1 protein-coding gene and 2 pseudogenes are annotated in these 23,376 nt (G+C 71.5%); 1 reads left to right on the top strand and 2 read right to left on the bottom strand.

Going from position 1 to position 23,376, the window contains the following annotated elements:
• Positions 1 to 58 precede the first annotated feature (58 nt).
• Positions 59 to 1,423 (top strand): HNH endonuclease signature motif containing protein, encoded by a 1,365-nt coding sequence (locus MAA44156_RS06935; protein ID WP_121035618.1) that lies wholly within the window; start codon positions 59 to 61, stop codon positions 1,421 to 1,423.
• Positions 1,424 to 1,575: 152 nt separating this feature from the next.
• Here MAA44156_RS06935 and MAA44156_RS06930 read toward each other — a convergent pair.
• Both MAA44156_RS06930 and MAA44156_RS06925 read right to left on the bottom strand, forming a co-directional pair.
• Positions 1,576 to 1,857 (bottom strand): annotated as a pseudogene (locus MAA44156_RS06930) (hypothetical protein); the annotation flags it as partial.
• A gap of 2 nt (positions 1,858 to 1,859) precedes the next feature.
• A pseudogene (locus tag MAA44156_RS06925) lies at positions 1,860 to 23,348 on the bottom strand (non-ribosomal peptide synthase/polyketide synthase); the annotation flags it as partial.
• Positions 23,349 to 23,376: the final 28 nt, after the last annotated feature.

The raw sequence follows: 23,376 nt of genomic DNA, 5'->3' as shown, positions 1-23,376 counted from the left end.
GCCGTCCGCGGACGCCCACTAAACCTAAATGTCGGTGGGCTCGCCTAGTTTGCGAGGTATGAGTAGTGATCGGGAGGCGGTGTCGGCGGCGTTCGACGCCATCGATGCCGCCTTGGACGATCTGCTCGACTGCGACTACGCCGCGTTGGCCACGCGCGAGAAGTTGGCGTTGCTGACCCGCTGCGAGGAACTGCGCCGGCGGCTGCCGGCGGTCGAGCATCCACTGATCAACGCGCTGGCCCGCGACGCCAGCCCGGCGGAGTTGGGTGGCCGGCTTTCGCACGCGATCGCCGAGGCCACCCTGATCAGCCGCGCCGAGGCCGCCCGGCGGGTACACACCGCCGCCGACCTGAGCCCCCGCGTCGGGCTGACCGGGGAACCGTTGCCGCCGCTGCTGGCGGCCACCGCCGCGCGGCAACGAGAGGGGTCGTTGGGTCCCGAGCAGGTGGCCGTGATCCGTAAGTTCTGCCACCAGCTGCCCGGCTGGATCGACCAGGCAACCCGCGAGCGCGCCGAAACCGACCTGGCCAGGGAAGGCACCCGGTATCGGCCCGAACACCTCGCCGCGTTGGCCGGCACGCTGGCCGATTGCCTCAACCCCGACGGCCTCTACCGCGACGAAGACCGCGCCCGCCGCCGCAGCCTCACCCTCGGCAACCAACACGCCGACGGCATGTCCGAACTCCGCGGACTACTGACCCCCGAACTACGTGCCACCCTCGAAGCCGTGCTGGCCAAACTCGCCGCCCCCGGCATGTGCAACCCCCTCGACGAAAACCCGTGCGTGGACGGCACGCCTACCGAGCAGGCCATCGACGGGGACACCCGCTCGGCGGCTCAACGCAACCACGATGGGCTGCTGGCCGGCCTGCGCGCCCTGCTGGCCTCAGGAAACCTCGGCCAACACAACGGGCTACCGGCCTCCATCATCGTCACCACCACCCTGGCCGACCTCGAAACCGCCGCCGGGCGGGGCCTCACCGGCGGCGGGACCCTGCTGCCCATGTCCGATGTGATCCGGCTATCCCGGCACGCCCACCACTACCTCGCGATCTTCGACCACGGCAAAGCCCTGGCCCTGTATCACACCAAACGCCTGGCCTCCCCCGCACAGCGCATCGTGTTATACGCCAAAGACCGCGGCTGCACCGCCCCCGGCTGCACCGTCCCCGGCTACTACAGCGAAGTGCACCACTGCACCGACTACGCCACCTGCCACACCACCAACATCAACGACCTGACCTTCGCCTGCGGACCCCACCACCGCCTGCTCCAACCCGGCGCCTGGACCACCCACAAAAACACACGCGGCGAAACCCAATGGCTCCCACCACCCCACCTAGACCGAAACCAACCCCGCACCAACACCTTCCACCACCCCGAAAAACTCCTACAGGGTGAGGACGACGACGACGGGCCGTAGCGGGCCTGCGCGCTTCCTTCGAGTCAGCTGTTCGGATCGCCGCTCAGTTGCTGCGCACCTCGGTCTTCGAACTTGAGTCCTGACCGATCATCGTGGTCGCGCATCGTCCTCCGCCCCACGTCCATCGCGGGCGATTCGCACCGTCAAGCAAGCTAAAACTTGACCGCAAGATCCTGCCGAGCCAACCTGTGCACGCCCCAGAAATAGGTGACAAATGGCATGGTGCACCACAACAGGTTCAGCACCACGAACTTGATCCACATCTCAACCGGACTGCTCATGCTTTGCAGATTGTTCGCAATCTCCACCCCAAAATAGACCGCTGGCAAAGTGACCTCCACGATCATCCCGCCCATAATGAAGGAGAGCTGAGTGCTGGTGAACCGCTTGCCATTCCGGAAAAACTGCACCATCGCGTAAGTCTCGAAGAGGCCGGCGCGACGTGGTCGGGGTCCGGCGCCGGCAGCGCGGTGTGCGGCTGGCGGGACAGCGCGCGGTCGCCGATGTCGACGACGGTCAGGTCGCGGCCGCGCAGCGGGCCGGCCAGCGCGGCGGTGGTGACCGCGGCGGTCGGCGCGGTGTCGTCGAGCATGAACTCGATGCGGGCCGCCGGCAGCGCGGGGTCGATCGGCAGGTAGGCCGCCCCGGTCTTGAGCACCGCCAGGATCGCCACGATCGCGTCGGCGGACCGCGGCAACAGCAGCGCCACCGCTTGCCCCGGGCCCACCCCGCGGCCGATCAGCAAGTGCGCCAACCGGTTCGACGCCTCGTCGAGCTCCCGGTAGGTCGTGGTGCGGCCCTCGAAGGTCACCGCCGGCGCTTGCGGGCTGCGCTGTGCCTGCGCGGTGAACAGCGCCGGGATCGACGTCCGGGTGGCGGGCCGGTCCAGGACCGCCCGGGCGCCCCAGTCGTGCAGCCGCTCGTGTTCGGCCGGGTCGAGCACGTCGATCGACGACAGCGGCCGTGCCGGGTCGGCGGTCATGGCGACCAGTACCCGCCGCATCCGCTCGATCACCGTCGCGATGTCCTCGTCGTCGAAAACCCGTGTGGCGTATTCGATTTGGAGGCGCAGCTGCGACCCGGGCTGGGCTTGCACGGTCAGCGGGTAGTGGGTGGATTCGCGGCTGGTGATGTCGGTGACGGCCAGCTCCTGGTCGCCGGACAGCGCGCCGGCGTCGATCGGGTAGTTCTCGTAGGCGAACAGCGTGTCGAAAAGCTTGTCCTGGCCGGTGATTCGGTGGATCTCGTTGAGGGCCAGGTGCTGGTGGTCGAGGGTGTGGTTGTAGGCGCCTTGCAGCTGGTGCAGCAGGTCGACAGTGCTGGTGGTCGCGGTGATGTTCGCCCGCACCGGCACGGTGTTGATCAGCAGGCCCACCATCGTGTCGGCGCCGGGCACCTCCGCGGGCCGGCCCGACACCGTGGTGCCGAAGACGACGTCGCGTTGCCCGGTGAGGGCGCACAGCAGGCGCGCGAACGCCGCCTGCAGCACGGTGTTGACGGTGGTGTGGCAGGACCGGGCCAGGTCGGTGACGGCCCGGGTCAGGTCGGCGGGCAGGGTGAACGTCTCGACCTGTTGCGGCCCGAGCTCGACCGGGTCCTGGGGCCCGACCAGGGTCGGGGTGTCGAAGCCGGCGAACACCTCGGCCCACGCCGCGCGGGCGGCGTCGAGGTCCCGTTCGGCCAGCCAGTCGACGAAGCCGCGGTAGGGCGCCGGCGCCGGAAGCCGCTGACCGTAGTAGGCGGCGAAGATCTCGCCCAACAGGATCGGCATCGACCAGCCGTCCAGCACGATGTGGTGGTTGGTCAGCAGCAGCCGGTGCCGGTCGGTCGCGGTGCGCACCAGCGCCACCCGGAAGGCCGGCGACTCGGTGAGACCGGCGCACACGGCGGCGCGCTCGTCGGCGCCCAGCTGGCGGATCTGCTCCTCGCCGTGCAGCTCGACGACCTGCCAGGCCGGTGCCGGGTCGGCCGGGATGATCTGGACCGCCTGGTCGTAGCGGTCGCAGAACCGGGCCACCAGGTTGGGGTGCCGGTGAACCACGGCGTGCACCGCGTCGCGCAGCCGCGCGGCGTCGAGCGGGCCGGCGATGGCGATGTCGAGCTGCCCGGCATAGAGGTCGTCGCTGCCCGACGCGGTATTGGCGTGGAACAGCAGACCCTGCTGCACCGGGGTCAGCGCCAGCACGTCGGCGATACGGTGTTGCCGCGCAAGCTGATCGAGCTGCTGCTGGGTGAGCCGGGCCGGCGCGATGTCGGACGGCGTCAGCCCGCCGCCGCCGGCGCGCACGTGCGCGCAGATGCCGGTCAGCGCCTGCGACCACAGCCGGCTCAGCCGGGCGACCTGCTGATCGTCGAGCGCCGAAGGCGCCCAGGTCCAGTTGGCGTGCAGCCGCGGGCCGGACGCGGAGTCGACGGTGACCGCGTTGAGCTCCAGGGTGTGCATCAGCGGCATGGGGATGGCGGCGGCCGCGCGGGTGGCCGTCCAGCCGTCCGGCTCGGGCCGCCACATGTCGGCGGTCAACTCGGTGGCCCCGCCCTGGCGGCCCAGGTAGTTGAACCCGATCGGCGGATCGTCCCCGTCCAGGTCCGCGCCGGGATTCAGGTAGCGCAGCAGCCCGTAGCTCAGCGGGTCGGGCAGCGAGCGGAGTTGTTCCTTGGCGGCCTTGAGGATGTCGCCCAGCCCCGGCGCGCCGGCGACGACCTGCGCCCAATCCAGGGCGCCGACGGTCAGGGCGACCGGGTATTTGGTGGTGAACCAGCCCACGGTGTGGGACAGGTCGATGTCGCGGCCCAGTTCCTCGTGCCGGCCGTGGCCCTCGACGTCGATGCCGATCGGCGTGCCGCGGGTGCCGCAAAACTCCGCGCACGCCAGCGCGAACGCGATCAGCAGGATGTCCTGCACGCCGGCGTGGAATGCCGCCGGCACCTCACCGAGCAGCATGGCGGTGGTCTCGTCGTCCAGCTCGGTCGAGAGGTGGCCGGCGGTGGCGAAGGTGTCCACGTCGGGACGCACCGCGGGCAGCGCCGGCGGGGTCGCCGCCACCGCCTGCCAGGCGCCGGCCCGGTCCGCCACGTCCGGGTGGTGGGCGTGCCCGGCCAGCCGTGACGCCCACCGCGCGAACGAGGTGCCCGCCGCGGGCAACGCCACCGGCTGCCCGCCGTGATGCTGCGCCCAGGCGATGTTCAAGTCCTGCAGCAGGATTCGCCATGAGACACCGTCGACGGCCAGGTGATGGATGATCACCACCAGCTGCCCGGTGGCGTTCGCCCACACCGCGCTGAGCATCACGCCGGCGGCGGGGTTCAGCCGCGACCGCGCCTCGATGACGGCCGCGTCGGACAGCTCGTCCACCGCATGCAGGCAGGCGCCGGCGTCCACCGACCCGGGCTCGGGCACCTGCAGCGACCACTCGCCGGTGGCGTCGTCGCGCTCGACGCGCAGCCGCAGCATGGCGTGCCGGTCCAGCAGGGCCTGCAACACCGTGACCACGTCGGCCTCGGTGACGCCGGCGGGCGCCCGCACCAGCATCGCCTGGTTGAACTGATCGACTTGGCCGCCGGCGCTTTCCACGTCCTGCAGCCAGCGGATGATCGGGGTGGCGGTGATCTCGCCGACACCCTCGTCGGCCGCGGCGTCGGCGTCGGCCACCTCGGCGACCCGGGCCAGCCGGGCGACCGTCTGCTCGACGAAGATGTCGCGGGTGCGCACCGCCAGGCCGGCGGCGCGGGCCCGGGTCACCACCTGCATCGAGGAGATGCTGTCGCCGCCCAGGTCGAAGAAGGAATCGTCGACCCCGACCCGCTGCACGCCCAGCACCTGGGCGTAGATGCCGGCCAGGATCTCCTCGACGGCGTTGTCGGGGGCGCGATACCGGTCGGCGTCGGAATATTCGGGTGCGGGCAGGGCGCGGGTGTCGAGTTTTCCGTTGGGCGTCAACGGGATTGCGTCGAGCGCGACGACGGCCGCCGGCACCATGTAGGCCGGCAGCCGCTCGCCCAGCGCGGCGCGCACCGCGGCCGGGTCGGCGTCCCCGGTGATGTAGCCGACCAGCCGCTTGTCCCCCGGCCGGTCCTCGCGGGCGACGACGACCGCCTGGTCGACACCGTCCACCCAGGCCAGGGCGGCGCGCACCTCGCCGAGTTCGATGCGGTAGCCGCGGACCTTGACCTGCTCGTCGACCCGGCCCAGATAGTCCAGTTGGCCGTCGCCGCGCCAGCGCACCAGATCGCCCGTGCGATACATCCGCGCCCCCGGCCGCCCGAACGGACACGCCACGAACCGCGACGCGGTCAGCCCGCCGCGCCGCCAATAGCCGCAGGCCACCCCGGCGCCGGCGACGTACAGCTCGCCCACCACACCCGGCGGCACCGGGCGCAGCCACTCGTCCAGCACGAACACCGCCCCGCCCGGCACCGGGGAGCCGATCGGCACACCACCCAGCGCTCCGGGCCGCAGCGGCGCGCTGATCGCCGCGTACACCGTGGCCTCGGTGGGGCCGTAGGCGTTGATCATCGTCCGCCCCGGCGCCCAGCGGTCGACCAGCTCGCTCGGGCAGGCCTCGCCTGCCACCACCAGGGTGACGTCCTCGAGGCCCTCGGGTGACAGGGCGCCGGCCGCCGACGGGGTCTGGCTGAGCACGCTGACCTGTTCGTCGACCAGCAGGGCGTGGAAGTCGTCCGGCGAGCGCACCACCGAGTCGGGGATCACCACCAGCCGGCCGCCGTGCAGCAGGGCGCCGAAGATCTCCCACACCGACACGTCGAAGGCCAGCGAATGCCACTGCGACCACACGCCCTCGCGCGGCAGCCCGGAATCGGCGGTGAGCAGCTGCGTCACGTTGCGGTGGCTCACCGCAACGCCTTTGGGCACACCGGTGGTGCCCGAGGTGTAGATCAGGTAGGCGATGTCGTCCGCACCCGGCGGCGGCAGCGCGCTTGAGGGCGCGGCCTCGATCGCGGGGTCGTGCACGTCGACGACTGGCACGTCGTGCTGGCCGTGCAGCCGCGGCGCCAGCTCGGCGGTGCTGATCGCGACCAGCGGCGCGGCGTCGGCCAGCATGAACCCGATCCGCTCGCCCGGCAGCGCCGGGTCGATCGGCAGGTAGGCGGCGCCGGCCTTGAGCACCCCCAGGATCGCGACGATCGCCTCGGCCGACCGCGAAAACAGCAGTGCCACGGTGTGTCCCGGGCCGGCCCCCCGCACGCGCAGCAGGTGCGCCACCCGGTTGGCGGCCTCGTCCAGCTCCCGGTAGGTCATCCGGCGGCCGCCGCAGACCAGCGCGACGGCGTCCGGGGTGCGGGCGGCCTGCTCGGCGAAAAGTGTTGGGAGGGAATCGAACCGGGGCGGAGGTCCGGTCAGCGCCGCCCGGTTGCCCAGGGTGTCGAGGCGGGCGTGCTCCCGCTCGTCGAGCAGGTCCACCGACGACACGGATTGTGTCGGGTCGGCGGTCATCGCCTCCAGCACCCGCCGCAGCCGCCCGATCAGCGTCTGGATGCTGTCCGGGTCGAACACGTCGGTGCGGAATTCCACTGTGCCGCCGATCCCGCCCGGTTCGCCGCTCTCGCTCCAGCGTTCGCCGACGGAGAAGGTCAGGTCCATCCGCGCGGTGTGGGTGTCCACCGGTATCGGCGTGATTTCGACATCGCCGAGGGACAGCCCCGCGGCCGGGCCGGTGTCCTGCCCGGCGAAGTTCTGCCAGGCCAGCATCACCTGCACCAGCGGGTGATGGGTGAGGCTGCGGGTCGGGTTGAGCCGCTCCACCAGCACCTCGAACGGCACATCCTGGTGTTCGAAGGCCTCCAGGCTGCGGGTGCGGACCCGGGCCAGCAGCTCGGTGAAGCTGGGATCGCCGGCCGCGTCCACCCGCAGTACCAGGGTGTTCACGAAGAACCCGACCAGGTCGTCCAGCGCCGGGTCGCGCCGCCCCGCGATCGGGAAGCCCACCGCCACATCGGGATTGGCGCCGAGCTTGGCCAGCAGCACGGTCAGGGCGGTCTGGATCACCATGAAGCTGGTGGCGTTGTGCCGGCGGGCCATGTCGCCGATTCGCTGCTGCAGCTCGGCCGGCCAGTCGATTTCCACCGTGGCGCCGCGCTGGTCGGCCACCAGCGGATAGGGCCGGTCGGTGGGCAGCGCCAGCCGCTCGGGCATGCCGGCCAGCGCGTCCTGCCAGTAGGCCAGCTGGGCGGCGATGCGGCTGCCGGGATCGTCGAGATCACCGAATTGCGCGCGCTGCCACAGCGTGTAGTCGACGTACTGCACCGGCAGCGGCGTCCAGTCGGGGCCGCGCCCGTCGCACCGCCGGGCATAGGCCGCACCGAGATCACGCACCAGCGGGGCGATGGACATGCCGTCGGCGGCGATGTGGTGCACCACGGCCACCAGCACGTGCCGGTCGTCGCGGAGACGGAAAAGCTCTGCGCGCAGCGGGATTTGGGCTGCAAGGTCGAAGGTGTAGCGGGCGGTGGCGCCGATCGCCTCGTCCAGTTGGTCTGCCGACCAGCCGCTGGCGTCGACGACCTCCCACCCGAAGTCGGCCCGCTCGGCGGGCAGCACCACCTGCTGGGGTCGCCCCTCGGGGGCGGCGAACAGGGTGCGCAGGCTCTCGTGCCGGGCCACCACGTCGCCCAGCGCCGCGCCCAGCGCCTCGGTGTCCAGTGGGCCGTCCAGCCGCAGCGCGGCCGCCATGTTGTAAACCGGTGAGGGGCCCTGCAATTGATCCAGGAACCACAGCCGGTTCTGCGCGAACGACAGCGGCACCACCGCGGGCCGCTCACCGGCCGTCAACGGCTCGAGTCCGCTGCCGCCCTCCCCGATCCGGGGCGCCAGCGCGGCGACCGTGGGCGCCTCGAACACGGTGCGCACCGGCAGGTCGGCGTTCAGTGCGGCGTTGACGGCCGCGATCAGGCGCATCGCCGAGATGCTGTCGCCGCCCAGGTCGAAGAAGGAGTCGTCGACCCCGACCCGCTGCACGCCCAGCACCTCGGCGTAGATGCCGGCCAGGATCTCCTCGGTCGGTGATTCGGGGGCGCGGTACTCGCCGGCGGCGTAGTCGGGGGCGGGCAGGGCGCGGGCGTCGAGTTTTCCGTTGGGGGTCAACGGGATTGCGTCGATTCCCAGCACGGCGGCGGGGACCATGTAGGCGGGCAGCCGCTCGCCCAGGCGCGCGCGGGCCTCGGCCGGGTCGGCGGTGCCGGTGATGTAGCCGACCAGCCGCTTGTCCCCGGGATTGTCCTCGCGGGCGACGACGACGGCCTGCTCAACCCCGTCCAGCGCCGACAGCGCCGCCTGGATCTCGCCCAGCTCGATGCGGTAGCCGCGGACCTTGACCTGCTCGTCGGCCCGGCCCAGGTAGTCCAGCTGCCCGTCGGCACGCCAGCGCACCAGGTCCCCGGTGCGATACATCCGCGCACCCGGCGCCCCGAACGGGCACGCGACGAAGCGGGCCGCGGTCAGGGACGGCCGCCCAAGATACCCTGCGGCCACACCGGATCCGGCGACGTAGAGTTCGCCCACCACGCCGGGCGGCACCGGCCGCAGCGATTCGTCGAGCACGAACAGCGCCGCCCCATCGACCGGCGACCCGATCGGCGGTATGCCGGATCCCGCGGTCAGCGGGGCGCTGATGCTCACGCACATGCTGGTTTCGGTCGGGCCGTAGCCGTTGACCATCACCCGTCCGGGCGCCCATTGGTCCACCACCTCGGGCGGGCAGGCCTCGCCGGCCAGCACCAGCGACACCGACTCCAACCCCTGCGGGGAGAGCATCGCCACCGCGGACGGGGTTTGGGTCAGCACGGTGACGTGCCGGGCGATCAGGGCGTCGTGCAGGTCGTGCGGCGAGCGGGTCACCGCCCCGGGCATCACCACCACGCGTCCGCCGCGCAGCAGCGCGCCGAAGATCTCCCACACCGACACGTCGAAGGCCAGCGAGTGACATTGCGACCACACCCCCGGCGACGGCAGGCCGGCGTCCAGCGAGCCGAGCAGCTGGGTCACGTTGTGGTGAGTGACCGCAACACCTTTGGGCGCACCGGTGGTGCCGGAGGTGTAGATCAGGTACGCGATGCCGTCCGGGTCGGGCAGCGGCAGCGCGGTGTCCGGCAGGGTGTCGATGCCCGGATCGTCGACGTCGACGACGGTCACGGGGCGGCCGGCGAGCCGCTGCGCCGGCTCGGTGGTGGTGACGGCGGCGATCGGTTCGGCGTCGCCGAGCATGAACTCGACGCGGGTCTGCGGGGCCGACGGGTCGATGGGCAGGTAGGCCGCCCCCGTCTTGAGCACCGCGAGGATGGCGGCGACCGCCTCGGCGGATCGCGAAAACAGCAGTGCCACAGTCTGTCCCGGGCCGGCGCCGGCCGCGGCCAGGCGATGCGCCAGCCGGTTGGACGCCTCGTCGAGCTGCCGGTAGGTCACCGACAGGTCGTCGCAGACCAGCGCCACCGTCTCCGACACCCGGGCCACCTGGGTGGCGAACAGTTCGGGCACCGACACCCGGCCCCTCGCCGGCCGGGTCAAAATCGCCGTGTTGCCAACCTCTTCCAGGTAGGCGCGCTCGGCATCGTCGAGCAGATCCACCGCGGACAGCGGCCGGCCCGGATCGCCCGTCATCGCCTCCAGCACCCGCCGCAGCCGTTCGATCAGCGTCTCGATGGTGGCCGCGTCGAACACGTCAATGCGGAATTCCACCCGCCCGCCGATGCCGGCGAATTCGCCGTCGGGGTTCCAGCGTTCGGCCAGCGAGAACACCAGGTCCATCCGGGCGGACTGGTCGTGCACCGGCACCGACGTCACGTCGAGGTCACCCAATGCCAAAGCGGCCGCGGGGTCGTCGTGCCCGGCGAAGTTCTGCCAGGCCAACATTACCTGCACCAGCGGGTGATGCGTCAGGCTGCGGGTCGGGTTGAGCCGCTCCACCAGCACCTCGAACGGAACGTCCTGATGCTCGAAGGCGGCCAGGCTGCGGGCCTGAACCCGGGCCAGCAGCTCGGCGAAGCTGGGGTCGCCGGTCAGGTCGATCCGCAGCACCAGCGTGTTGACGAAGAAGCCGACCAGCCGGTCGAGCGCGGGGTCGCGCCGCCCGGCGATCGGGAAGCCCACCGCCACATCGGAACTCGCGCCGATCTTAGACAGCAGCACCGCCAGGGCGGCCTGCACCACCATGAAGCTGGTGGCGTTGTGTTCACGCGCGACCCGGCGCACCTGCTGCTGCAGCTCGGCGGGCCAGTCGACCGCCACGCTGTCGCCGCGCTGGTCGGCCACCGCCGGGTAGGGCCGGTCGGTGGGCAGCGCCAGCCGCTCGGGCATGCCGGCCAGCGCGTCCTGCCAGTAGGTCAGCTGGGTGCCGATGCGGCTGTCGGGGTCGTCGAGATCACCGAACTGGGCGCGCTGCCACAGCGTGTAATCGCAGTACTGCACCGGCAAGTCGGCCCATCCCGGGGCATGCCCGGCGCACCGGCTGGCGTACGCCTGACTCAGGTCGACGCCCAGCGGCGTCAGCGACATGCCGTCGGCGGCGATGTGGTGGACCACGATCACCAGCACGTGCTCGTCCTCGGATACCGCGAAAAGCTTTGCGCGGATTGGTATTTCGGCGGCCAGGTCGAAGGTGTGGCGGGTGACGTCCTGGACGGCGTCATCCAGCCGGTCGGCCGGCCAATCGGTGGCATCGATGACGTCCCAACCGAATTCGGCGCGCTCGGCGGGCACCACCAGCTGGCGGGGCGTCCCCTGGTGCGACGGGAACACGGTGCGCAGGCTCTCGTGCCGGGCTACCACGTCGCCCAGCGCCGCGCCCAGCGCCCCGGCGTCGAGCCTACCGCGCAGCCGCAGCGCCGCGGCCATGTTGTACAGCGGTGAGGGGCCCTGGAATTGGTCGATGAACCACAACCGGTTCTGCGCGAAGGACAGCGGGACCACGTCCGGCCGCTCGGCGGCCACCAGGGGCGCCAGCCCGCCGGCGCTCTGCGCGATGCGCGGCGCCAGCTGGGCGATGGTGGGCGCCTCGAAGACGGTGCGCACCGGCAGGTCGGTGTCCAGCGCGGAGTTGATCGCGGTGATCAGCCGCATCGTGGTCAGCGAGTCGCCGCCCAGGTCGAAGAACGAGTCGTCGACGCCGACCCGCTGCACGCCGAGCACCTCGGCGTAGATGCCGGCCAGGATCTCCTCGGTCGGTGATTCGGGGGCGCGGTACCCGCCGGTGTGCCGGTAGTCGGGCGCGGGAAGGGCGCGGGTGTCGAGCTTGCCGTTGACGGTCATCGGCAGCGAATCCAGCACCACCACCGCGGCCGGGACCATGTAGGCGGGCAGCCGTTCGGCCAGCGCGGCGCGCGCCTTGGCCGGGGCCACCGACCCGGTGACGTAGCCGACCAGGCGCTTGTCCCCGGGATTGTCCTCGCGCGCGACGACGACGGCCTGCTCCACCCCGTCCAGCGCCGACAGCGCCGCCTGGATCTCGCCCAGCTCGATGCGGTAACCGCGGACCTTGACCTGCTCGTCGGCCCGGCCCAGATAGTCCAGCTGCCCGTCCGCGCGCCAGCGCACCAGGTCGCCGGTGCGATACATCCGGGTTCCGGGTTCGCCGAACGGGCAGGCCAGGAAGCGCGCGGCGGTCAATCCCGGTCGGCGCCAATAGCCGACGCCGACGCCGTCGCCGGCCAGGTACAGCTCGCCGACCACCCCGGGCGGCACCGGGCGCAGCCAATCGTCGAGCACGAAGAACGCCGCCCGGGTCACCGGGGCGCCGATCGGCGGGAAGCCCGACCCGGCCGTCAGTGGTGCGCTCTTGCAGGCCCACATGGTGGTTTCGGTGGGGCCGTAGACGTTGACCATGGTGCGGCCCGGCGCCCAGCGGTCCACCAGCTCGGGCGGGCAGGGTTCGGCGCCGATCACCAGCGCGGTGCCGTCCAGCCCGTCGGTGCGCAGCAGTCCGACGGCCGACGGGGTTTGGGTCAGGACGGTGACGTGTTCGCGAACGAGCAGGTCGTGGAACTCGTTCGGGGAGCGCGACACCGTTTCGGGCACCACCACCAGGCGGCCGCCATGCAGCAGCGCGCCCCAGATCTCCCACACCGAGAAGTCGAAGGCGTAGGAGTGGAACTGGGTCCACACCTGCCGCGGCGACAACTCGATGCCGATCCGCAGGTCGTCGAAGAGCTGGGCGACGTTGTATTGCGTCACCGCAACGCCTTTGGGCACACCGGTGGTGCCGGAGGTGTAGATGATGTGGGCGACGTCGTCGGGGTCGGGCACCGGTGGCGCCGTCGCGGGCTGGGTGGCGACGGCGGAGTCGGCGACGTCGATGACGGTGAGGTCGAAACCGTGCAGCCGCTCAGCCAGCGCGGCGGTGGTGACCGCGACGATCGGGGCGGCGTCGGTGAGCATGAACTCGACGCGGGCCGCCGGCAGCGCAGGGTCGATCGGCAGATAGGCCGCCCCCGACTTGAGCGCGGCCAGGATGGCCACGATCGCCTCGGCCGACCGGGGGAACAGCAGCGCCACCCGCTCACCCGGGCCGGCGCCGTGGTGAATCATGAAGTGCGCCAAGCGGTTAGCCGCTTCGTCGAGTTCGCGGTAGGTCACGGACCGGCCGTCGCAGGTCAGCGCGACCGCGTCGGGGGTGCGCGCCGCCTGCGCGGCGAACCGGGCGGGCACCGACACCGGGGTGGCCGGCCGGGCCAACACCGCGGTGTTGCCCCACTTTTCGAGCCGGGCGTGCTCGTTGGCGTCGAGCAGGTCGACCGCCGACAGGCGGCGCTGCGGATCGGCCGTGACCGCCGTCAGCAACCGCTGCAACCGCTCGATCAGGCCCTCGACGGTTCTGCCGTCGAACACGTCGGTGCGATATTCGGCGGTCACCGCGATGCCGGCGCGCTGACCCGACTCGGTGAAGCGTTCGGCCAGCGAGAAGGTCAGGTCCATGCGGGCGGTGTTGGTGTGCAACGGCATCGGGGTGACCTGCAGGTCGCCCAGGGCCAGCCCGGCGGCCGGGGCGGTGACCTCGCCGGGGAAGTTCTCCCAGCCGAGCAGCACCTGCACCAGCGGGTGGTGGGACATGCTGCGGGTCGGGTTGAGCCGCTCCACCAGCAACTCGAACGGCACGTCCTGGTGCTCGAACGCGGCCAGGCTGCGCCGGCGCACCTGGGCCAGCAGCTCGGCGAACGTCGGGTCGCCGCCCAGTTCGTTGAGGTCGACCCGCAGCACCAGCGTGTTGACGAAGAAACCGATCAGCTCGTCGAGCACGGGTTCGGGGCGGCCCGCGATCGGAAAGCCCACGGCCACATCGGAACTGGCGCTGACCTTGGCGAGCAGGGCGGCGAACGCGGCCTGGACCACCATGAAGCTGGTCGCGTTGTGCTCGCGGGCCACCCGGCGAAGCTGTTGCTGCAATTCGGCCGGCCAGTCCACCGCCAGCCGCGCGCCGCGGTGGTCGGCCACCGCCGGGTAGGGCCGATCGGTGGGCAGCTGCAGCCGCTCCGGCAGCCCGGCCAGCGCGTCGGCCCAGAACTCCAGCTGGGCGGCGATCCGGCTGCCCGGATCGTCCACGTCACCCAGATGCGCGCGCTGCCACAGCGTGTAGTCGGCGTACTGCACCGGCAACGGCGCCCAGTCGGGGTCTCGGCCGGCGCACCGGCTCGCATAGGCGACCCCGAGGTCCCGGGCGAACGGGGTGATCGACCAGCCGTCGGCGGCGATGTGGTGCACCGCGACGACCAGCACGTGCTCGTCGTCGCCGCGGGCGAAAAGCTCAGTGTGCAGCGGACTTTCGGCCGACAGGTCGAAGGTGTAGCGGGCCGCGGCCGACATCGCCTCGCGCAGCCGGTCTTCCGGCCAGCCGCGGGCCTCGACGACGTCGCAGGCGAAGCCGATCCGATCGGCAGGAATGACCACCTGCTGCGGGGTTCCGTCGGCGGTCGCGAAGACCGTGCGCAGGCTTTCGTGCCGGGCCACCACGTCGGCCAGCGCCGCGCGCAGCGCGTCGGCGTCCAGCCGCCCGGACAGCCGCAACGCCACGGTGATGTTGTACATCGGTGACGGGCCCTGGAACTGGTCGATGAACCACAGCCGGGTTTGGGCGAACGACAGCGGGATCACCGCCGGGCGCTCCCCCGCCACCAGCGGCTCGGGCCGGTCGGCCTCGCTGCCGACGCGCAGCGCCAACTCTGCGGCGGTGGGCGCCTCGAAAACGGTCCGCACCCCGAGATCGGTGTTCAGGCTGGCGTTGACGGCGGCGATCAGCCGCATCGCCGACAGGGAATCCCCGCCGAGATCGAAGAACGAGTCGTCGACGCCGACCCGCTCCAGCCCGAGCACCTGGCCGTAGATGCCGACCAGGATCTCCTCGACGGCGGTGGACGGGGCGCGGTAGCGGTCGGCGTCCTGGTCGTCCGGCGCCGGCAGGGCCTTGCGGTCGAGCTTGCCCGAGGTGGTCATCGGGAATTCGTCGAGCGCCACGATGTGCGTCGGCACCATGTATTCGGGCAGCCAGGCGTTCAGCCGCTCCCGCACCTGCGCGATCTTGGTGTTGGCGCGCGGGTCGTTGGCGTGCCGGGCGCGCTGTCGGGCCCCGGCGGGCGGCACGTAGAGATCCGTCAGCGGCTCGGCGGCCTGGTCGCCGTCCTGCACGAAAACCGCGCTGAGAGTGCCGGGTTGGGCGCCCCAGGTGACGGCGGCACGATAACCGGTGGCCTCACCGACGCGATGCAGTTCCTCGGCGACGGCGGCGGCGGTGTCGGATCCGGCCGCGGCGAGCGCGTCGGCGACGGGCAGCCCCGCGGCCAGCGCGGCTTCGACCCGGACGTCGTCGATCACCCCGGCCTGCGGAATGTCGGTGACGCGGACAACGGCGGGGCGCCGCGCCGCCAGTTGGTCGCGCAGTCCGGCGCAGTCGGTGCAGTCGGTCCACGACCAGGTGGGCGCGGCGGCCACCGACCGCACCGGCGCGGGCGCCTTGTGGATGACGACGTCGTAGCGGTAGCGGTTCAGCTCGTTGTCGGACAGTCCGCGCTTGAGCTGGATGTCGAGTCCGGCCGCCGCGGGACGGGAGTCGGCCCAGTTGGTGAAAAACTCAGGCGCCAAAAGCAATTCGGTTTCGCCGAGCATGGCGTGGCGGACGCGCTGGCGGATCTCGGCCGCATCGGCGCCGCCGCCGCGGGCCAGGGCGATGCCGGTTTGGAAGGCGCCCTGCAGGGCGTGGTTGCGGACGTCGCCGATGAACAGCGACCCGCCGGGGGCCAGCAGCTCCAGGGCGTTGTCGATGACGTCGGCGAGATACCCGGCGTTGGGGAAGTACTGGACGACCGAGTTGATGACGATGGTGTCGAAGCGGCCCGGCGGCAGCCCGTCGGTGACGTGGGCGGGCTGGGTCAGCAGCTCGACCCGGTCACGCCAGGGCAGCTGCAGCTGTTCCATCGATCGGGCCAGGTTGTCGATCGCCACCGCGGAGAAGTCGGTGGCGACATAGCGGTCGCACCGCGGGGCGATCTGCGACAACAGCAGCCCCGAGCCCGCGCCGATCTCCAGCACGCGTCGCGGCCGCAGCGACATGATGCGATCGACTGTGGCGGAACGCCATTCGGCCATCTCCTGCAGCGGGATCGGCTCGCCGGTGTAGCTGCTGTTCCAGCCGCGGAAGTCCTCGCCGAACGTCGCGGCGAGGTCGGCGCCGTACAGGTCGTCATAGAGGTGCTGCCACTGCGCGACGTCATCGCCGTCGTCGGTGTCGTGGCGGACGTCCGCGTCGCTCGGCCCGTGATCGAGTGTCACGTAGGCGACCAGTTGGGAGCCGGCGGCGCTGTCCTGCACGGTGACGGCCGCCTGGGTGACCTGCGGGCAGGCCAGCAGGGTGTTCTCGATTTCGCCCAACTCGATGCGTTGCCCGCGCAGCTTGATCTGATTGTCGGCGCGGCCGAGGTAGTCCAGCGTCCCCTCGGGCGTCCAGCGCACCAGGTCGCCGGTGCGGTACATGCGCTCACCCGGGCCGCCAAAGGGGTTGGCCACGAACCGTTCCGCGGTCAGGTCCACCCGGCCGAGATAGCCGTGGCCCAGCGCCGGCCCGCTCAGATACAGCTCGCCCACCACGCCGACCGGGACGGGCTTCAGCCAGCCGTCCAGCACCCGGGCGCACACGCCCGGGATCGGGGCGCCGATGCGCACCGGCTGGCCCGCCGTCAGCCGTGCGCAGGTGACCCAGATGGTGGTCTCGCTGGGGCCGTAGCCGTTGAACATCTGCCGGCCCGGCGCCCAGCCGTCGACCAGCTCGGGCAGGCAGGCCTCCCCGACGGCGACCAGGGTGTGCAGCCCGTCGAGCCGGCCACGGTCCAGCGTCGAGATCACGGTGGGGGTCAGGATGGCCGTGCCGACCCGCTGGTTGTGCAGCAACGCGGTCAGCGCCTCACCGGCGTACACCTGCGGCGGCGCCACGATCAGCGCCGCCCCGGATCCCGCGGCCAGCAACAATTCCCCGACGGATGCGTCGAAGGTCGGGGAGGCGACCATCAGCACCCGCGCGTCCGCGCCCAGGCCGAACAGCTCGCGCTGGGCCGCGGCCCAGCCCAGCAGGCCGGTGTGGCTGACCGCGACGCCCTTGGGGACACCGGTGGAACCCGACGTGAAGATCAGATACGCGGTGTCGTCGGCGCGCAGCGGGGAGCGCCGGTCGGCGTCGGTGATCGGCTCGGTGGAGTGGCCGGACAGGTCGAGACCGTCGATCCGCAGGATCGGCCGCGGCCCCGCGCCGGCGACTTCGTCGGTGCCGCAGGTCAATACGCACACCGCGTCCACCGTGTGCAGCACCGAGGCGACCCGCTCGACCGGGTGGTCCAGATTCACCGGCGCGTACACGCCGCCGGCCTTGGTCACCGCCCACCAGGCGACCACCAGCTCGGCGCACCGCTCGATCGCCACCCCGACCGCGCGCTCGGGGCCCACCCCGTGCTGGATCAGCTTGCGCGCCAGGCGTGTTGACCATTCGTCGAGTTCGCGGTAGGACAGCTCCCGCGCCCCGTCGACGATCGCCGGCGCGTCCGGGTCGGCGGCCACCGCCGCGGCCAGCAGCTGCGGGGCCACCCCGATCGGTGCGCTCACCCCGGCGCCGGACATCGTCGACAGCACCAGCTCCCGCTCGCCGCGATCGAGCAGGTCGAGCGACGACAGCCGTCGGGCCGGATCGGTGCTCATCGCGACCAGCACCCGCTGCAGTCGCTGCACCAGGGATTCGATGCTCGCCGTGTCGAACACGTCGGTGTCGAACTCGATGTGCAGGCCGAGTTCGGGGCCGGGCAGGGCTTCCACCGTCAGCGGGTAGTGGTTGTACTCGCGGTTGGTGAACTCGGCGATGGCCAGCCCGTCCGCGCCCAACGTCATGCCGCTGTCGATCGGGTAGTTCTCGTAGACGAAAAGGGTGTCGAAGAGTTGGTCGTGCCCGGTGACGCGGTGAATCTCGCTGAGCGCCAGGTGCTGGTGCTCGAGCGTGTCGTTGTGGCTGTTCTGCAGCTGCGCCAGCAGCTGCGCGGTGGTGGTGGTCGCGGTGATCTCGGCGCGCACCGGCACCGTGTTGATCAGCAGGCCCACCATCTGTTCGGCGTCGTCGACCTCGAGCTGGCCGACCCGCGAGCGCGGGGTGCCGAAGACGACGTCGTGCCGGCCGGTCAGCGAGGTCAGCACCACCGCCCAGGCCGCCTGCAGCACGGTGCTCAGCGTGGTGTGGCAGGAGCGTGCCAGCTCGCCCAGCGCCCGGGTGGTTTGCTCAGGGACACAAGACTTTTCGAAGCCGCGGCGGCCCTGCCCCAACCGGCCCTCCGGCGCGACCAGGGTGGGCGTGTCGAAACCGGACAGCACCTCGCCCCAGGCCCGGCGGGCGGCGTCGAGGTCGCGCTCGGCCAGCCAGGTGAGGAAGGCCCGGTAGGAGCCGGCGGCGGGCAGCCGCTGCCCGTAGTAGCCGGCGAAGATCTCGCGCAGCAGGATCGGCAGCGACCAGCCGTCGAGCAGGATGTGGTGGCTGGTCAGCACGAACCGGTGCCGGTCGCCTCCGGTGCGCACCAGCGCGGTGCGGAATACCGGCTGGCCGGCCAGATCGCCCACCGCGGCGCGTTCGGCGGCGCACAGCTGCTCGATCGGGTCGTCGGCATCGGCCGCGCCCGTGCGGTCGAGCTCGACGTAGCGCCACTCGACGGCGGGGTCGGCGGGGATGATCTGCACCGGTTCGTCGTACTGGTCGCAGAACAGGGCCGCCAGGTGGGGATGGCGGTGGACGACGGTGCGCACCGCCTCGCGCAGCCGGTCGGCGTCGAGGGGGCCGGTGAGGGTGAAATCCAGTTGCACCGCGTACATGTCGTCCATGCCGTCGTTGCCCTGCGCGGTGCTGGAGTGGAAGAGCAGTCCCTGCTGCAGCGGGGTCAGCGGCAGGATGTCGGCGATGCGGTGCCGGCTTTGCAGCTCGTCGATCTGCTGCTGGGTCAGCCGGGCCGGGGCGATGTCCGACGGGGTGAGACCGCCGCCGCCGGAGCGCACGTGCGCGCAGACACCGGCCAGCGCCTCGAACCACAGCCGGCTCACCCGGGTGATCTGCTCCGCGCCGAGAACCGAAGGCGCCCAAGTCCATTCGGCGTGCAGGTGCGGGCCGGCGCCGGTGTCGATGGTGCCGGCGTTGAGCTCGACGGCGTGCATCAGCGGCATGGGCACCGCCGCGGCGGCGCCGAGCACCGACATGTCGTGGCTGATCCGCCACCCGTCGGCCGCCGAATCAGACGCGGCGCCTTGGCGTCCCAGGTAGTTGAACGCGATCGACGGGTCGGCCCCGGCCAGGTCGACGTCGGTGTTGAGATAACGCAGCAGCCCGTAGGTCAGCGGTTCCGGCAGGGTGCGCAGCTGCTCCTTGGCCCGTTTGAGGACGGGGCCCAGCGCCGGGTCGCCGGCGGCCACCTGCGGCCAGCGCAACCCGGCGACGTCCAGCGACACCGGGTATTTGGTGGTGAACCAGCCGACGGTGCGGGACAGGTCGATGCCCGCGCCGAGTTCCTCGTGGCGGCCGTGGCCCTCCACGTCGATGCCGATCGGAGCGCCGGGCTCGCCCAGGAATTCCGTCCAAGCCAGGCCGAACGCGATCAGCAGGATGTCGTGGATGCCGGCGTGGAACGCCGCCGGCACCTCACCGAGCAGCATCGCGGTCGTCTCGGCGTCCAGCTCCACCGACAGGCGACCGGCGCTGGCGTAGGTGTCCACGTCGGGTCGCGGTGCCGGCAGCGCGGCCGGTGTGGAGGTGACCGTCTTCCAGCGGTCGAGCTGGCCTACTACCTCGGGGTCGCGTGCGTGCTCGTCGAGCAGTCGGGCCCACCGGGCGAACGACGTGCCCGCCGGCGCCAGCTCCACCGGCTGGCCGGCGCGGTGCAGCGCCCAGGCAATGTTGAGGTCCTCCAACAGGATCCACCACGACACTGCGTCCACGGCCAGGTGGTGGATGATCACCGCCAGCTGGCCGGTGGCCTCGACCCACAACGCGGCGAGCATCGTCCCGGCGGCCGGGTTCAGCCGGGCCCGGGCCGCCAGCAGCGCCTCGTCGGACAGCGCGTCCACCGACCGCAGGCAGTCGCGGGCTTGCACCGACCCGGCCTCGGGCACCTCGAACGACCAGCCGTCGGCGCCGTCGTCGGTGACCCGCAACCGCAGCATGGCGTGCCGATCTACCAACGCCTGCAACACGATTGCGACCTCGGTCTCGGTCACACCCGCGGGCGCTTGCACCAGGACGGTCTGGTTGAACTGGTCAGTGGCCCCGCCGGCCCGTTCGGCGGCCTGCAGCCACCGCATGATCGGGGTGGGCGGCACCGGGCCGACGCCCTCGTCGGCCACCTCGGCCGCCCCGTCGCCGGAGCCGACCACCCGGGCCAGCCGGGCGACGGTCTGCTCGACGAAAACGTCTCGAGGCCGGCACGTCAGCCCGGCGGCACGGGCGCGGGCCACCACCTGCAGCGACAATATGCTGTCGCCGCCGAGTTCGAAGAACGACTCGTCGACGCCGACCCGGTCGACACCGAGCACCTCGGCGTAGATGCCGGCCAGGATCTCCTCGGTGGGCGATTCGGGGGCGCGGTATTCACCGGTGCTGTATTCGGGTGTGGGTAGGGCGCGGGTGTCGAGTTTTCCGTTGGGCGTCAACGGGATGGCGTCCAGCGCCACCACCGCGGCCGGCACCATGTACACCGGCAGCCGTTGGGCCAGCGCGGTGCGCGCCTCGGCCGGGTCGGCGGTACCGGTGATGTAGCCGACCAGCCGCTTGCCGCCGGGCCGGTCCTCACGGGCGATCACCACCGCCTGCTCGACATCATCCAGCCCGGCCAGCGCCGCCTGCACCTCACCGAGCTCGATCCGATACCCGCGAACCTTGACCTGCTCGTCGGCGCGACCCCGATAGTCCAACTGCCCATCGGAACGCCAACACACCAGATCCCCGGTGCGATACATGCGCGCACCGGGCGCCCCGAACGGACACGCCACAAACCGCGACGCCGTCAGCCCCGACCGGCCCACATACCCCGCGGCCACCCCGGCGCCGCCGACATACAACTCGCCGACCACCCCCGCCGGCACCGGCCGCAACCACGCGTCCAGCACAAACAACGCAGCACCATCGACCGGCACACCGATCGGCGGTGACCCCATACCCGGGGCCAGCGGCGCGCTAATGGCCACGCACATCGTCGTCTCCGTCGGGCCGTAGGCGTTGACCATCACCCGCCCGCCCGACCAGCGATCCACCACCTCAGCCGGGCAGGCCTCCCCCACCACCACCAACGACACCGACTCCAACCCCTGCGGCGAGAGCATCGCCACCGCCGACGGCGTCTGCGTCAACACCGAGACCTGCTCATTGACCAGCACGTCGTGCAGCTCTTCGGGCGCGCGGGTCACCGCCTCGGGCACCACCACCAGACGCCCGCCCCGCAGCAGCGCGCCGAAGATCTCCCACACCGACACATCGAACGCATACGAGTGGCACTGCGACCAGACCCCGGCCGACGGCAAGCCCGCATCCAGCGACCCCAACAACTGCGTCACGTTGCGATGCGTGACCGCAACACCTTTGGGCACACCCGTCGTACCCGACGTGTAGATGACATAGGCGACACCGTCGGCCGCGGCCACCGGCAACGCGGTGGCGGGCCGGTCCTGGATACGGGGATCGTTGACGTCGATCACCGTCATGCCGTGGGCCTCGAGCCGGCCGGCCAGCTCCGCGGTGCTCAGCGCCGCAACGGGTTTGGCGTCGGCGAGCATGAACCCGATCCGGGTCTCCGGCGCGGCCGGGTCGATCGGCAGATAGGCCGCGCCGGTCTTGAGCACCGCCAGAATCGACGCAACCGCCTCGGCGGACCGCGAAAACAGCAGCGCCACAGACTGTCCCGGGCCCGCGCCCAGGCCGGCCAGCAAATGCGCCAACCTGTTCGACGCCTCATCCAGCTGCCGGTACGTCAGCGAACGGCCTTCGCCCACCAGCGCCACGTCCTGCGGCGCCCGGGCCACTTGTGTCGCGAAGAGCTCCGGCACCGACACCGCCGGGCCCGGCGTCCGGGTCAGGACCGCCGTGTTGCCGAGCGCTTCCAGCTGCGCGTGCTCGGGGTCGCGCAGCACGTCCAACGACGACAGCAGCCGGGCCGGGTCGGCGGCCATGGCCGCCAGGATGCGTTGCAATCGCTCCGCCAGGTCAGTCGCGTCGAAGTTCGCCAACGGCTGCCCGGTGCCGACCGTGCTCAGGAATTGCTGGTCACCGAATCCCAGGAAGAACAGCCCGAAGTGGCCCACCGGGCCGAAGCTGGTGTACGTCGCGGTGGCGGGCACGTCGGCCAGGCTGAGGGTGAGACGCGCCGGGACGAAGTTGACGACGACCCGGTTCGGCGCCTGCCTCGGCCCGCTGAAGTCGCCTTCCCCGTCCAGCGTGCGGGTGGGGAATTGCTGATGCCGCAACGCTTCTCGCGAGCGCTGATCGACATGCCGACAGAAGTCGGCGAACGTGGCGGTCGCCGGGGCGTGCAGCACCAGCGGCACCACCCCGGCCAGCATGCCGGGATGCGTCTTCGACTTGGGATCGACCCGCCGGCTGACCGGGAAGTCGAGCACCACCTCGTCGGAGCCGTCGGCGCACCATCCGCGCACCAACAACGCGCAGGCGGCGGCGAGCACCGATGACCGACGGACGCCCAACGCCTTGGACAACTCCTTGACGCTGCCGATCACCGACTCGTCCAACTGCACCGGCGGGGAGGGCGAATACGGGTCTCGCCCGTCGTCGGCCGGCCGCGGCGGATGGCCGGCCGTGCCGTCGCCGGGACGGTGCGCAAGCCAATAATCCTTGTCCTCAAGGAATTTCGCGGATGCCTCGTATTCCAGCTCGCCGCCGACCAGGTCCTGCAGCGAACCGAAGAAGGCGGGCGGAATCGGTTTGGCGGACGCAAGCGCCGTGTAGACCGCCGCGATCCGCCGGCCCACCAGCGCGATGCCCATCCCGTCGATGGCGATGTGATGGCAGGTGGTGAACCAGTAGTACTCGGCGGAACCGGTTCGGAACAAAGCGAATTTGATCATCGGACCGGTCAGCGGCATCGGGGTGCGCTGGATCGACGCCGCCATCTCGCGGACTTCCCGCTCCGGATCGGGCGAGCCGCTCAGGTCGTAGAAGGTCAGGTCGACGTCGGAGTATTCGACCGCCTTCTGGAAGACCTGGCCGTCGGCCTCGAAGAAGCTGGCGCGCAGGCTCTCGGCCTCGCCGACCACGTGTCGCATGGCCTGGTGCAGCAGCGCGGGGTCGATGGCGCCGTCGATGCGCACCAGCACGCCCAGCTGCCATGCCACATCGAAGTGGCCGGTCTGCTGCGCCAGCCAGATATCCAGCTGGCCTCGCGTCACCGGATATGCCCGGTCACCGCGTTTCACTAATTGACCCCCAGAGCTCGACCCCGCA

The organism is Mycobacterium avium subsp. avium (assembly GCF_009741445.1).
In the GTDB taxonomy this organism is placed as follows: Bacteria; Actinomycetota; Actinomycetes; order Mycobacteriales; family Mycobacteriaceae; genus Mycobacterium; species Mycobacterium avium.
The sequence above is the reverse complement of the archived record's forward strand: the minus strand, read 5'-3'. Positions and strand labels throughout refer to the sequence as shown.

Coding starts and splice junctions, on each gene's coding strand:
- MAA44156_RS06935 (WP_121035618.1), top strand. CDS start 59: ATGAGTAGTGATCGGGAGGCGGTGTCGGCGGCGTTCGACGCCATCGAT.